This is a genomic window from Streptomyces sp. NPDC021356 (assembly GCF_040641015.1).
Taxonomy (GTDB): Bacteria; Actinomycetota; Actinomycetes; order Streptomycetales; family Streptomycetaceae; genus Streptomyces.
In genome coordinates this window covers 218416-230864 of sequence record NZ_JBFACU010000011.1, presented here as the reverse complement: position 1 = coordinate 230864, position 12449 = coordinate 218416, and the positions used below count along the sequence as shown (strand labels likewise).

The following is a 12449-nucleotide window of genomic DNA, read 5'->3' as shown; positions in this document are numbered from 1 at the left end:
TGCTCCGTGCCACCCCCGTCCAGTGTTCGCCTTCCCCGCACGCGCGATCGGCCGGCGACCGCCCAAACCACCCCATCGGTGCACAGCGCGAACGGCTCCTTGACGTGTCGGCGCCACATCCGCGCCTTCGGCCTCCCGCCGGGGCCTTCGCACATCCCTCGGCCGCGCCCGCCGGTCACTCCGGCTCACCGCGGCCGTCGCACACCGGTGTGCCCGTCCCGTGAGCAGCGCCGGCGGGGAGGGGTCACAGGGTCCGGAGGCGATACGAGCCGGCCAGGTCCCGCACTTCCACGGAGCACACCACGTCGTCCGTGGTGGCCTTGCGCACGTGGTTCTCCAGCAGGCCCAGTATGTTCTCGGCCAGCCGGGCCTTGAGTCCGTCGGAACGTCCGGGCAGCAGCCCCACCTCCACATGTACGAAGAGCACCTCGCTGCTGTGCCGATGAGCGACGTGGGCCTCTGTCGCCTTGCGGAACAGCGTCTTGCACGTACCCGCGGAACTGCTTCCGGCGAGCACCATGGGATGGAGTTCCGCGGTGAAAGCCGACAGGTCGAAGAGGCCGGCAAGTCGTCGGGGACAGTCGACGGTGATGTGAGGCATGGAGAAGGTTTCATCCCCTCGATCGGTAGGTTCCTTGCGCTTGCCGGGGCTGTTCCGCCTCACGGGACACTATCTGCCCGGGCTGGTGCACCGAGCGGCCGGTTCCGAGGGCGCCCAGCGGCTGGACGGCGCGGGCGCGATCGGCCGTGGCCCGGTGGTGGCTCCGCGGCGGACGGCCTCCCGGGCCGGGTGCGGGCCGGTGACCGCCGCAGCGCGGGAGGCTTCGGCCCGCTCGCCGCCGACTGCCGCGATGAGCGCCGCGAGGCAGTCGTAGGCGCGGGCCACCATCCGGTGTCCGGTGGCCCGCCCCGCTGCCGACGTCTCGGCGCTGGTGATCGGCAAGCCGGTGGCGGCCGCGAAGGGGGCCCGCCCCTGCGGCCTTCCCGCCCATGTGCCGTCGCGCTCTGCTGAGGGGGCAGGGGTGTCACCCCCCGCAGGTCCTGCGCTCCCGGAGGATCTCGCCGAGGTCGTTCTCCCGCCAGTGGCGCAGGAGTTCGTGGAAGGCGACGGCGCCGTGCGAGTACGCGGTCGGGCCGTTCGGGCGTCCGCGTCCCTCCCCGTTGTAGTAGCCGGGGGTGCACTCGGCGTGGAACCACTCATGGTCGGGGGCGCCCTGTGAGCAGACGTCGATCCAGGCGTCCTCGGCCTCCGGGGTGGGCTCCACGAGGGCGTCCTTCGCCAGCGCGGCGGCGATGAGGGCGGCGGCGTGCAGGGCCTGCTCGTCGAGGATGTGCGTGAAGTTCACGCTGCTGGCGTTCTGCAGCGAGCCCATCCGGACCAGGTTGGGGAACCCGTTACTGGTGAAGCCGTGAAGGGTGCGCGGGCCTCGCTCGGCCCAGGCATGCAGGAGCTGGACCCCCTGGCGGCCGGTCACGGGCAGCTTCCCCGAGGTGACGCCGGAGACGCCGACGGAGAATCCGGTGGCGAAGACCAGGCAGTCGAGTTCGTACTCCACGCCGCCCACGACGACGCCGCGTTCGGTCATCCGCTCGATGCCGTGGGTGTCGGCGGTGTCCACGAGGGTGACGTTGTCCCGGTTGAACGCGGCCAGATACGTGTCGGAGAAGGTGGGGCGCTTGCACGCGTACCGGTACCAGGGCTGGAGGGCGGCGGCCGTGGCGGGGTCCGCGACCTCCCTGACCACTCGCTCGCGGATCCGGTTCATCGCGGCGTGGTCGGCGGCCTCGTAGGCGGCCTCGAAGTCCGGCTCGCCGGCGCGGCGGAAGCTGGGCAGCAGCTTCTCCAACAGGGCCGCCGACGCCGTCCACCGGTCGGTGACCAGGTCCTGCCCGGCCTCCTCCCCCGAGACGATCCGCAGGAAGTTCTCCCGCCGCTCGGCCGCCCAGCCCGGCCGGTCCGCGCCGACGTCCTGCGGTGTCATGCGCCGTTGCCCCCGCACGTCCACGGAGGAGGGGGTGCGCTGGAAGACGTACAGGTGCCCCGCGTCCTCGGCCAGCTTCGGGACGACCTGGACGCCGGTGGCACCGGTGCCCACGACGCCGACCCGCTTGCCCGCCAGGCCCGTGAGTCCGCCGTCCGGGCCGCCTGCGGTGTATCCGTAGTCCCACCGGGAGGTGTGGAAGGTGTGGCCCCGGTACTCCTCGATCCCGGGGATGCCGGGCAGCTTGGGCTCGGTGAGCGTGCCGGTGGCGATGATGACGTGGGTGGCGTGGAACGCGTCGGCGCGGTCAGTGGTGACCTGCCACTTCTCGGTGTCCTCGTCCCAGGTCAGGGATGTCACGGAGGTGGAGAACAGAGCGTCCTCGTACAGATCGAACTGCTCGGCGATACGCACCGCGTGCCGGCGGATCTCCTCGCCCGGCGCGTACTTCCACCGGGGTACGTATCCGGTCTCGTCGAGCATCGGCAGGTAGACGTGCGACTCGATGTCGCAGTGGACGCCGGGGTAGCGGTTCCAGTACCAAGTGCCTCCGAAGTCGCCGCCCTTCTCGATGACGCGGACCCTGGCGACGCCCTGTCGGCGCAAGTGCGCGCCCGCCAGGATCCCACCGAACCCGCCGCCGACGATCGCCACGTCCACCTCGTCGTGCAGCGGTTCCCGTCCCGTCCCGCCGTGGGCGTAGGGATCGGCGGCGAAGTAGCCGAACTCCGCGGTGGTGGAACGGTATTGGCCCGGGCCTTCGGGGCGTACGCGGCGTTCGCGCTCGACGCGGTAGCGCTCGCGCAGGCCGGCGGCCTCCTGCGGGGTGGGCGGGTTGTCGCACTGCGGAAGGGTCATCGGGGGCGGATCCTCTCGTGCGGGTGGGGGAGGCGCACTGCTCGCCGCGCGGCGCGGGCGGGGCCCTCGCAGAGCTTCCGCGCGGTCAGCGGTAGCGTAGCCCATGAACCGGACAGTATTGTCCGGTTGAGGCGCTCCGACCCGGCCTCACACCGCCCCCGACCCGGCCCCACACCGCTCCGCCCCCTCCCCCACGACGCGAAAGGCCCGCCATGTCGAACCCCACCCCCGCCTCCCCGCTCCGCGACTGGCCGGCGGATCCCGCCGCCGGGCAGGTCCTGCGCGCCCTGCCGGCCTCCCGGGGGCAGAGCGAGGAGGCCCTCGCGCCAGCCCTCGGACTGCCGTCGGAGCAGCTCGTGCGGATGTCCGGTGGCGCGTTCCCGCCGGAGCTGCCCGGCACGCCGGTCACCGCCGCCGAGACCGGCCGGGTTCCCGCGGGCCCGCCCACCGCTCCCCCGGCGGCGGCCGGGGCCGTCCGAGAGGCCGCCCCAGGCATCAGGACAGGCGCTCCCGAGCCGTGGTCCGAGCAGCTCACGCGGGGCCGGTTCGCCGAGCAGACCGTCGTCGTCACCGGCGCTGCTTCCGGCATCGGCCGGGCCGTCGCCTCGCGCATCGTGCGCGAGAGCGGCCGCGTCGTCGCGGTCGACGTCTCGGCGGACGGACTCGCCACGCTCGCCGCCGAGTTGGGCGACGGGGTCGTGCCCGTCGCCGCCGACATCACGGCGCCTGAGTCGGCCCACGCCGTTCTGGCCGCGGCCGGCGGTGGCGTGGACGGCCTGGCGAACGTCGCGGGGGTGATGGACGACGACGCAGCCGTGCACGAGGTCGACGACACGCTGTGGGCCCGCGTCATGCGTGTCAACGTCGAGGGTCCCATGCGTCTGATGCGCGCTGTCGTTCCCGGGATGCTCGCCGCGGGTGACGGCCGGATCGTCAACGTCGTCTCCGAGGCCGCTCTGCGCGGCAGCGCGGCCGGCGCCGCGTACACGGCGTCCAAGCATGCGCTGGTGGGGCTCACGAAGTCGTCGGCCTACCAGTACGCGGGCACGGGCGTGCAGGTCAACGCCGTCGCCCCGGGAGCGGTGGCCACCGGGATCCAGCTGCCCGGCGCGGCGCCCTACGGATCGGTCCGCACCGCGAAAATGCGCGTGGCGATACCCGGTCTGGCCATGGCCGAGGAACTGGCAGCCTCGATCACGTTCCTGCTCAGCCGGGACGCGGTGAACATCAACGGCGCGATCCTGCCCTCCGACGGCGGCTGGTCGGCCGCCTGACATCCGCCCGGACTCCCGCACGCACGACGTCCGGTTGTGCCGGACGACAGGAAGGAGCACATTCCCGCATGCCCGCGTACCGCGCGCCACGCGCCCTGGCAGGCCTGGCAGTCCTCGCGCTCGTGGCCCTCACCGGCTGCGGCACCGAGAGCGCCGCCCCGGCCTCGAAGACCACGACGTCCGGAGCGGGCCGCACCATCCCCGCCACCCGGGTCGCGCACGTCACCGACGTGCACCGCGCCACGGGATCGACCCTGTTGGAGGGTCCGCTGCTCGTCGGGGACGGCGACCTGTACGTCGTGGACGTCACCGCGCCTCCCGGCGAGCCCAAGGTCATCTCCCTCGACGTCTCCACCGGCGAGCACCACGGCATCTACACCGACGAGCGGGGCGCCTACACGTCCGCGCAGATCAGCCCTTACGACGGGCGCCTGTACCTGACCGACTTCGCCACCGGGTCCGTCGTCAGCCTCAGGCCGGACGGGTCGGACGCGCGCGTCTTCTTCTCCGGCGAGGTCAGCGGTTCCCGCATGACTCCGGACGACGTCGCCTTCGACGACGAGGGCAACCTGTACGTGAGCGACTCCCACGGCACCGAACCCGGTGACACCGGCGGCCGGATCGTGCGCGTCGACCGCGATGGCACGAAGGCCACCGTCCTGGCCGACGGCCTCGCCCACCCCAACGGGGTCATGTTCGACCCCGAGCGGCGCGGCCTGTGGATCAGCGAACTCACCAGGAACACCGTCTCGTACCTCCTGCTCGACGCCGACAGGACCGCCGTGACCTCCCGGCACGAGGCCATTCATGTCGACGGCGGCCTGGCGCAGAGCGACTCCATCACCGTGGACGCCGCAGGCAACCTCTACCAGGCGCTGCACGGCCGGCCGGCCATGGTGGTCTACAGCAAGTACGGGGAGCGCCTCGCCACCGTCGAGATCCGCGCCAAGGACGCGTCGGGGTTGCGGTCGGCGACCAATGTCGCGATCACACCGGGCGGCAGGACGGCGTACATGACGGTCAGCGGGCCCGACGGCGGCTACGTCTACCGGTTCGATGCCCTCGCGAAGGGCATCCGGCAGTCCAACGGCGGCTGACCCCCTCAGCCGGCGGCGTCCACCTCGTAGGACCGCAACGGCCCCACCTCGATGCCGAGCAGCCGCCAGGCCACCAGGGCCAGCCGCTCCCGATCGGGCAGGGTGGGGCCCGCAACGGCACCGGAGACCATCGCGACGGCCACCATGACCTCGTCGGCCGACAGGCGGTGGCCGTCGGGAAGGCACTGGCCCAGGACACCGCGGACGCGTCCGGACAGCGCTTGGGCCTCCGCGGTGTCGCCGCGTACCCGCAGGAGGTCGACGAACGCCGTCGACCGGGTCAGGTGCCAGGTGACCACGCCCAGCACACTCTTCAGGCTCGCCCCGGGCGCCGCGGCGGCCGCCTCGATCTGCCGGACGTTCTCGTCCAGCACGGCCGAGGCCAGCGCGACGCGGTCGGCGAAATGCCGGTAGAGGCTGCCCTGCCCCACCCCGGCGCGGCGGGCGACGGCGGACAGCGGTGCGTTCAGGCCCTGCTCCGCGAAGACCTCGCGAGCGGCCGCGATGAGAGCGGCCCGGTTGCGGGCCGCGACCCGGCGCCCCTGGTTGGCCGGGCGGCCGTGGGGCTCGGTCAGTTTCGTCACACGGGAAGCGTAGTACGAGCCCGGACCGCCTACAGGCAGGTCAGGGCCAGGGCCCCGGGTCGCTCACGACGCGCCTGCCCGCAGCCGTGGCGGACAGTCCGGCGCTTGCCGATCGTTCTTCGCCGCCTCGCTCGATCACCTGCCGGTCGAGCGGCGGAGTGCCGCCCCCCGGGGCTCCCGCTTCCGGCCCCCGTCGTGGCAGCACTCGCCCACCAGAGGGTTCGACAGCACGGCGATCCCGTGTACATACGAACGGGACGCGCGGGTAGGTGACCTTGGCCGGCCGGGGAAGGACCGTGGCACCTGGGGAGGTCGAACGGCCCTCCCGGCCGGCCCCTCACGCCTGCGCACACCTCACGAGCGGGCTGCCCGTGGGGTCCGCCCGTCCGCCCGCCGCCGTCACTCGTCCGACGGGGCCTGTCGACCGCAGTTCCTGATCGACTGCTCGATGGCGTACGCGGTCCTGGTGAACGACTCGATCTGATCCGCCGTCAGGTCACGTACGGAGAGCTCCTCCAGCGCGCGCCACATGCCGGCGATGGGCTCGCGCAGGGCGCGGCCGGCGTCCGTGAGGTGGACCACCATGACACGCCGGTCGCGTTCGGCCGGTTCCCGGGTGAGCAGTCCGGCGTCCTGCATGCGGCGCAGCGACTTGGAGACGGTGGAGTGGTCGAGTCCGACGCTGTCCAGCAGTTCGGACTGGGTCTGGCCGTCGCGGTCGAAGAGCTGCATCAGAAGCAGCTCCTGTCCCGGGTGCAGGTTCATCGAGCGGAGCATGGCGGCGGCGTGGCCGCGGTGGGCGCGGGCGAGGTGGAAGACGGCATAGCTGAGGCGTCCGTCGCGCGCCGTGCTGGGGGGCCCGGGAACGGGGTGGGTCATCGGGTTTCTCCTCAGGCGTCGCCGCGGGTGGGGTAGTCCGTGTATCCGGTCTCACCTCCGCCGTAGAAGGTGGCCGGGTCGGGGGTGTTCAGGGGCGCTCCGGAGCGTACCCGCTCGACGAGGTCGGGGTTCGCCAGCGCCAGTGCCCCCACGGAGACGATGTCGGCACGGCCGTCGGCGATGTCCCTGGCGCGCGCGGCGAGGTCGGCGCCCGCGCGGTTCAGCACGAGCGCTCCCGGCCACAGCGACCGGAGGGTGTGCAGGAGTTGCTCGTCGCCGTTGTGGAGAAGGTGCAGGTAGGCCAGGTCCAGCGGGGCGAGGGCGTGCACCAGTGCCGGGTACAGCTCGTGCGTGTCGTCCTCGCGGATGTCGTTGTGCGGGTTGCCGGGTGACAGGCGGATGGCGGTGCGGCCGGCGCCGATCTCGTCGGCGACGGCCGCGGCGACCTCGACGGCGAAGCGGATGCGGCCCTCGACCGGGCCGCCGTAGCGGTCGGTGCGCTCGTTGGTGTGGGTGGACAGGAACTGGTGGACGAGGTAGCCGTTGGCGCCGTGGATCTCCACGCCGTCCGCGCCGGCCGCGACGGCGCCCGCGGCGGCGCGGCGGTAGTCCTCGATCGTCGCGCCGACCTCATGGGTGGACAGCGCCCGGGGCCGGGGCATCTCCTGCGGTCCGGACGCGGTGAACATCGTGCCCGCCGGGCGCACCGGGGACGGCGCCACCGGCTGCCGTCCGTGCGGGGTGTTGTCGGGATGTGCGATCCGCCCGGCGTGCATCAGTTGCACGACGATGCGCCCGCCGGCGGCGTGCACGGCGTCGGTGACCTTGCGCCACCCGGCCACCTGCTCCGCGGTGTGGACGCCGGGCGTCAGCAGATAGCCCTGCCCCTCGGCGGACGGCTGGGTGCCCTCGCTGATGATGAGCGCGTTCGAAGCGCGCTGGGCGTAGTACTCGGCGTTCAGTTCGGTCGGCACGCCCTGTGGGGTGCTGCGGCTGCGCGTCATCGGGGCCATGACGAGCCGGTGCGGCAGCCGGAGGTCCCCGGCGCGGGTGGGCTGCCACAGGGCGTTCAGGCTGGTGGTGGGCATGGGTGCTTCCTTCGGTACGGGACGGTCACGGGCGGGAGGCGGGAGGCGGGAGGCGGGACGGGGTACGGGCCGACCCGCCGGGCACGGGCCGACCCGCCGGGCACGGGCCGGCCGGACGGGCACGGGCCGGCCGGACGGCGCGGGCTGGGCTGGTGAGGGGCGCCGGCCGGGCGGATGCGGTCGGGTGGGCCGGAACCGCAGCACAGGGCCGGCCCCGCAGCACAGGGCCGGCCCCGCAGCACAGGGCCGGAGCCGACCCGCCGGAGGATCAGTCGACGGTCAGGACGCGCTTTCCGCGGCCGTGGCCGGCGTCGCCGGCCTGCTGCGCCCTGGCCGCCTCCGCGAGCGGGTAGGTGGCACCGACGGTGGTCACCAGCTCGCCGTCGGCGGCCTGCCGGGCGAGTTCGGCCAGCCGGGCGGCCGAGCGCCGCTGCGGGCCCTCGGCGAAGACGACGCCCAGTTCACGGGCCCGGAAGTCGGCGGTGGTGACGATCCGCTCGGTGCCGCCGCGCAGGGTGATGGAGTCCTCCAGCGCGCCCTTGCCCGCAGCGTCGAACACGGCGTCCACACCCTCCGGGGCGACAGCGCGGACCCGCTCCACCAGGTCCTGTCCGTAGACCAGCGCGGTGGCACCGAGCGAGGCCAGGTAACTCTGGTTGGCCGGGCCGGCGGTGCCGATGACGCGGGCACCGCGTGCGACGGCGAGCTGCACCGCGACGGTGCCGAGTGCGCCGGCCGCGCCGTGGATCAGCAGGGTTTCACCGGCCTTGACGTCGAGCAGGTCCAGGACCCGGTCGGCGCCGTCGCTCGCCACCGGCAGCGCGGCGGCGTGCGTCCAGTCCAGGCCGGCCGGCTTGGGGGCGAGGACGGCCGCGCCGGCCAGTGCGTACTGGGCGTAGGCGCCGGTGTCGGACCAGCCCAGCACCTCGTCCCCCACCTTCAGCCGGTCGACGCCTTCACCGACAGCGTCGACGATCCCGGCCATCTCCCCGCCGGGGACGGCGGGCAGCGTGGTGGGGAAGACGGCCTCCATGGTCCCGGAGCGGATCTTCCCGTCCACCGGGTTGACGCCGACCGCGCGGACGCGGACGCGGACCTGGCCGGGGCCGGGCTCGGGGATCTCGGCCTCCCCCTCGTGCAGGACCTCGGTGCCGCCGAACGTGTCGAAAACAATGGCCTTCATCTTCATGACTGCTGTCCCCTTCGACGGACCCGACCGGCGACCGCATTATGTGGCCGACCACGTAAACGTAACACCGATTGTGTGGCTAGCCAAGTAATTAGGGCCGGGTGACCGCGTGCGGGACCGGGCAGCGCTCCACACCCAACGGCCGGGTCAGGACCTGGCGTTGCGGTGGTCGCACCTGTCGTCGCGGTGGTCGCCGGAAGTCGGCCGGGGACGCGTTCAGTTCGCCGGGGCACCGACCCGCTTCGCCAGATGAGCCGGGGCCTCGATGCCCTCGGACAGCGCCGGGTCCGGTTCCAGGGCGCCCCACGTGGCGCGCAGCGGCAGAACGCCCGCCCACAAGCCGAGTCGGGCGTCCTCGCCGCCTCCGTCGTCCGGGGCGCCGGTGCGGATCTTGACGGACGCCTCGCCCAGGGAGAGGGCGAGCAGAGCGGTCGCGGCGAGTTCCTTGCGGCTCGGGCGGCGGGCGTAGTCCCACTGGCCGGGCGTGGCGTGCCCGGTCAGGCAGCGCAGGCCCGCGAGCTTCTCGTCCGGGTCCGTGACCAGGCGGGGGGTGCCGTGGACCATGGCGCTGCGGTAGTTGACGCCGTGCTCGAACACCGAGCGGGCGAGGACGAGTCCGTCGACATGGGTGACCGTGACGCAGACCGTGGCGTCGGGTGACGCGCGCAGGCTGCGGCTGGCGACCGAGCCGTGGAAGTACAGGGTGTTCCCGTCGCAACCGTAGACGGTCGGTATGACCATCGGTGCCCCCTCGACGACGACACCGAGGTGGCAGACGAAACCGGCGGCGAGGATCTCGTCGAGCTGGTCGCGGTCCAGGCTGCCCTGTTCCCGCAAGCGGCGGTGACGGGTGCGCTCGGTGACCGGCAACCGGCGTCGCGGAGTGGCGGAGCCCATGGCGCTTCCTCTCTGAGTGCGGGCCGGATGCTGGTCCGGCGGCGGGGCAGACAGAGAGGGATGCTACTGATTCCATTGCCGATCCGCTGCAGATCTCCTAAATTCGTTGCCCGGGAGACGTTCAGAAACGAAATCCTTGTCGCGGGTGCGCAGTGGACCCGCACCGGGACCCGGCGGGTCGTGACAGCTGAACCAGGACGTCGCTCACGCCCCGCGGCCCTCATCATGTTCGCGGTGTTCTCGAGCTTCGTCCCCGGCGGCAGCACCATGCTCAAGCCGATCGCCTTCGCCCTGGCCGTGGGCGTCTTCATCGACGCCTTCCTGGTCCGGATGACCCTCGTCCCCACGGTCCTCGCACTCGTCGGCCGGGCGGGCTGGTGGCTGCCGAAGTGGCTGGACCGGCTGCTGCCGGACCTCGACGTCGAGGGCGAACGGCTGAGCGCGGACCGGCAGGAGGACGACGCGGACCGGCACCGTCCCGGTCTGCCGGCCGCGGCCGGAGCCTTCCGGGAGGACCCGCGCTGACAGCAGGGCCGGCACCGCGCCGACCGGAGTCCGTGACCGTCACGCGGTCACGGCTCCGCTGTTCTCAGCGCACGCCCGACGAGTTGAGATGGACACCGATCCGCACGAACGCCCCCACCAGGGGGGCCGGCGGTACCGCGGGCGACATGACCTGCGAGCCGAAGTGGACGACCACGAGGTCCAGGCCCGGCGACACGAAGAGCCGCTGGCCGTGGATGCCGCTGGCCATGTAGGAACCGTAGGGGTCGTTCAGGACCCACCACAGATCGTGGTAGGAGAGCGTGGCCGGTGAGTCGGGGGGTGCGGCCGGGAAGCGGACTCGGCGGGGGTAGCCGTCGGGCACGCCGCTGGTGATCGTGCCCGCCACTTCCTCCGGAACCACCTGCCGGTCCCCCACCGCCCCGCCGCACCGCAGCATCTCACCGAGCCGGGCCACATCGCGTGCGGTCGCGCTGAAGCCTCCGCAGGCGGCTTCCAACCCCTCCTGGTCCAGGATGTAGTACGCGTCCTCCTCCGCGCCGATCTTGGTCCACAGGAGGTCGCTGAGCAGGGCGGACGTGGTCAGGCCCGTGACGCGGCGGAGGACTTCGGCCAGCGCCTCCACGTTGCCGTTCTCGTAGCGGAACCCCTCGCCCGGCGCTCCGGTGGCGCGGGCCGTCATGAGGTGTTCGCGGATGGTCGTGGGGCCGCTGTAGCCGAACGGCCGCAGCTGAGAGGCGATCACCGCCTGGTACCGCTGGGCCTCGGTCGCCTTGTCGAAGGGCCGCCCCGCGTAACTGACCCGGGTGCCCATGTGCAGCAGGTCCTGGACCCGGGCATCGCCGAAGGCCGTCCCGGCCAGTTCCGGAACGTAGGCGGAAGCCGTCGCCGTACGGTCCAGCACCCCCTGATGAGCGAGGGTCGCCGCGACGAGGCCGAGGTAGGACTTGGCCGCCGAGGCGTTGAAATGAGGGGCGCACGCGTCGAAGTCGTGCAGATAGCGCTCGTACACCACCTGGCCGCGGTGCAGCACCAGGAACGCGTCCGTCCGGGCCGCGGCGAAGAGGTCCGCGAGCTTGAGTGGGCCCGTGTCAGTGGTGCCGAGGTCGAGGGCGTCGAGGTCGGTAGCGGTGTGCGGCAGAGGACGGGCGGGAGCGCGGCCCCGCCACACGCGCCGGCTGGGTGAGAGTTCACGGCCCTGAGAGGTGAAGCCGCGGATCCAGGCCGGGTCCGTGTAGCCGCGGCTCCACAGCAGATGACTCAACGGGGCTGTCTCGGTCACGGGTCACTCCTGTCGGTCGAGGTTTTCCGAGGTGCGGCTGCCAGAGGCGTTGACCGCGCGACGTCCAGCCGCTTAGGTTGCCAAATCAAGCGATCAATAACAGACAGCCTGTACGGGAACATACTTCGATTTCAATATCCTGAGCCGCAGGAGTGCCCGATGGCCCAGCCGCAGCCCCGCCCCGCCCCCCGCCCGGAGGCCACCGGGCCGCCGCCCGACCCGCCGGCCGACCGACGCCGCGCCTGGCTGATCACCGCGCTGATCGTGGGGTTCATGCTGGTCAACTACGCGGACAAGTCCGTCCTGGGCCTCGCGGCCGTGCCGATCATGGACGAACTGCACATCAGCAACAGCACGTACGGCCTGATCTCCAGCTCCTTCGCCCTGCTGTTCAGTGTTTCCGGACTGATGGGCGGGATCGTCTCCGCGCGGGTTCCGAGCCGCGTGCTCCTGACTGTGCTGGCCGCCGTATGGGCGGTCGCGCAGCTGCCCGTGCTCTTCGTGGCGTCCGTGCCCGCGCTCGTGGCGGGAAGGGTGCTGCTGGGTGTCGCCGAGGGGCCGGCCGCGCCCATGTCCATGCACGCGCTCTACAAGTGGTTCCCGGAGGACCGGCGGGGTCTGCCGTCGGCCTTGCAGATCAGTGGCGCCGCGCTGGGCACACTGATCGCCGCTCCCGGTGTGACCTGGCTGATCACCGCGTTCGGCTGGCGTTCCGCCTTCGCCGCGCTCGCCGCGATCAGCGTGGTGTGGAGTCTGCTGTGGTGGCGGACGGGGCACGACGGGCCGTACGGCCACGAGTCCGTGCACGGTGCCGG

The 12449-nt window shown here is 72.6% G+C and carries 11 protein-coding genes and 1 pseudogene; 4 read left to right on the top strand and 8 right to left on the bottom strand.

Annotation, left to right across the window (positions count from 1 at the left end; genetic code table 11):
• Positions 1-244: 244 nt before the first annotated feature.
• Both AB0G56_RS17465 and AB0G56_RS17460 read right to left on the bottom strand, forming a co-directional pair.
• Positions 245-601, bottom strand: a complete 357-nt coding sequence (locus AB0G56_RS17465) for a 5-carboxymethyl-2-hydroxymuconate delta isomerase (protein WP_360969977.1) — start codon at positions 599-601, stop codon at positions 245-247.
• 424 nt (positions 602-1025) lie between these two features.
• Positions 1026-2840 carry an NAD(P)/FAD-dependent oxidoreductase gene (locus AB0G56_RS17460; protein WP_360969975.1) on the bottom strand — a complete coding sequence of 605 codons (1815 nt, stop codon included), beginning with the start codon at positions 2838-2840 and terminating at the stop codon, positions 1026-1028.
• A 212-nt stretch (positions 2841-3052) separates the two neighbouring features.
• Here AB0G56_RS17460 and AB0G56_RS17455 point away from each other — a divergent pair, with 212 nt between their 5' ends.
• Complete coding sequence (locus AB0G56_RS17455; protein WP_360969973.1) at positions 3053-4114, top strand: SDR family oxidoreductase; 1062 nt, start codon at positions 3053-3055, stop codon at positions 4112-4114.
• 68 nt (positions 4115-4182) lie between these two features.
• Positions 4183-5211: an SMP-30/gluconolactonase/LRE family protein gene (locus tag AB0G56_RS17450; protein WP_360969971.1), complete on the top strand. Its 1029-nt coding sequence runs from the start codon at positions 4183-4185 to the stop codon at positions 5209-5211.
• A gap of 5 nt (positions 5212-5216) precedes the next feature.
• On the opposite strand, the gene AB0G56_RS17445 is transcribed toward AB0G56_RS17450, so the two are convergent.
• The 5 genes from AB0G56_RS17445 to AB0G56_RS17425 all read right to left on the bottom strand — a co-directional run bounded on the left by AB0G56_RS17445 (position 5217) and on the right by AB0G56_RS17425 (position 9848).
• Positions 5217-5795, bottom strand: coding sequence for a helix-turn-helix domain-containing protein (locus AB0G56_RS17445; protein ID WP_360969969.1), 579 nt, complete (start codon positions 5793-5795; stop codon positions 5217-5219).
• Between the two features lie 399 nt (positions 5796-6194).
• Entirely contained in the window at positions 6195-6674 is a 480-nt protein-coding gene (locus tag AB0G56_RS17440; RefSeq protein ID WP_360969967.1) for a MarR family transcriptional regulator, read from the bottom strand.
• 11 nt (positions 6675-6685) lie between these two features.
• Positions 6686-7762: an alkene reductase gene (locus tag AB0G56_RS17435; RefSeq protein WP_360969965.1), complete on the bottom strand. Its 1077-nt coding sequence runs from the start codon at positions 7760-7762 to the stop codon at positions 6686-6688.
• 268 nt (positions 7763-8030) lie between these two features.
• Positions 8031-8945, bottom strand: a complete 915-nt coding sequence (locus tag AB0G56_RS17430; protein ID WP_360970085.1) for an NADP-dependent oxidoreductase — start codon at positions 8943-8945, stop codon at positions 8031-8033.
• Positions 8946-9167: 222 nt separating this feature from the next.
• Entirely contained in the window at positions 9168-9848 is a 681-nt protein-coding gene (locus AB0G56_RS17425) for a pyridoxamine 5'-phosphate oxidase family protein (RefSeq protein ID WP_360969963.1), read from the bottom strand.
• A 213-nt stretch (positions 9849-10061) separates the two neighbouring features.
• Between AB0G56_RS17425 and AB0G56_RS17420 the strand changes: the two are divergent.
• Positions 10062-10373 (top strand): annotated as a pseudogene (locus tag AB0G56_RS17420) (MMPL family transporter); the annotation flags it as partial.
• A gap of 64 nt (positions 10374-10437) precedes the next feature.
• On the opposite strand, the gene AB0G56_RS17415 reads toward AB0G56_RS17420, so the two are convergent.
• On the bottom strand, positions 10438-11634 hold the full coding sequence (locus tag AB0G56_RS17415; protein WP_360969961.1) for a serine hydrolase: 1197 nt from the start codon (positions 11632-11634) through the stop codon (positions 10438-10440).
• Between the two features lie 159 nt (positions 11635-11793).
• Here AB0G56_RS17415 and AB0G56_RS17410 point away from each other — a divergent pair.
• The coding region (locus AB0G56_RS17410; protein ID WP_360969960.1) for an MFS transporter at positions 11794-12449 on the top strand (656 nt) is incomplete at its 3' end.

Excerpts from the sequence above, each read along its gene's own strand:
- AB0G56_RS17465 (WP_360969977.1), bottom strand. The coding sequence starts at position 601 with ATGCCTCACATCACCGTCGACTGTCCCCGACGACTTGCCGGCCTCTTC.
- AB0G56_RS17460 (WP_360969975.1), bottom strand. The coding sequence starts at position 2,840 with ATGACCCTTCCGCAGTGCGACAACCCGCCCACCCCGCAGGAGGCCGCC.
- AB0G56_RS17455 (WP_360969973.1), top strand. The coding sequence starts at position 3,053 with ATGTCGAACCCCACCCCCGCCTCCCCGCTCCGCGACTGGCCGGCGGAT.
- AB0G56_RS17450 (WP_360969971.1), top strand. The coding sequence starts at position 4,183 with ATGCCCGCGTACCGCGCGCCACGCGCCCTGGCAGGCCTGGCAGTCCTC.
- AB0G56_RS17440 (WP_360969967.1), bottom strand. The coding sequence starts at position 6,674 with ATGACCCACCCCGTTCCCGGGCCCCCCAGCACGGCGCGCGACGGACGC.
- AB0G56_RS17435 (WP_360969965.1), bottom strand. The coding sequence starts at position 7,762 with ATGCCCACCACCAGCCTGAACGCCCTGTGGCAGCCCACCCGCGCCGGG.
- AB0G56_RS17430 (WP_360970085.1), bottom strand. The coding sequence starts at position 8,945 with ATGAAGGCCATTGTTTTCGACACGTTCGGCGGCACCGAGGTCCTGCAC.
- AB0G56_RS17425 (WP_360969963.1), bottom strand. The coding sequence starts at position 9,848 with ATGGGCTCCGCCACTCCGCGACGCCGGTTGCCGGTCACCGAGCGCACC.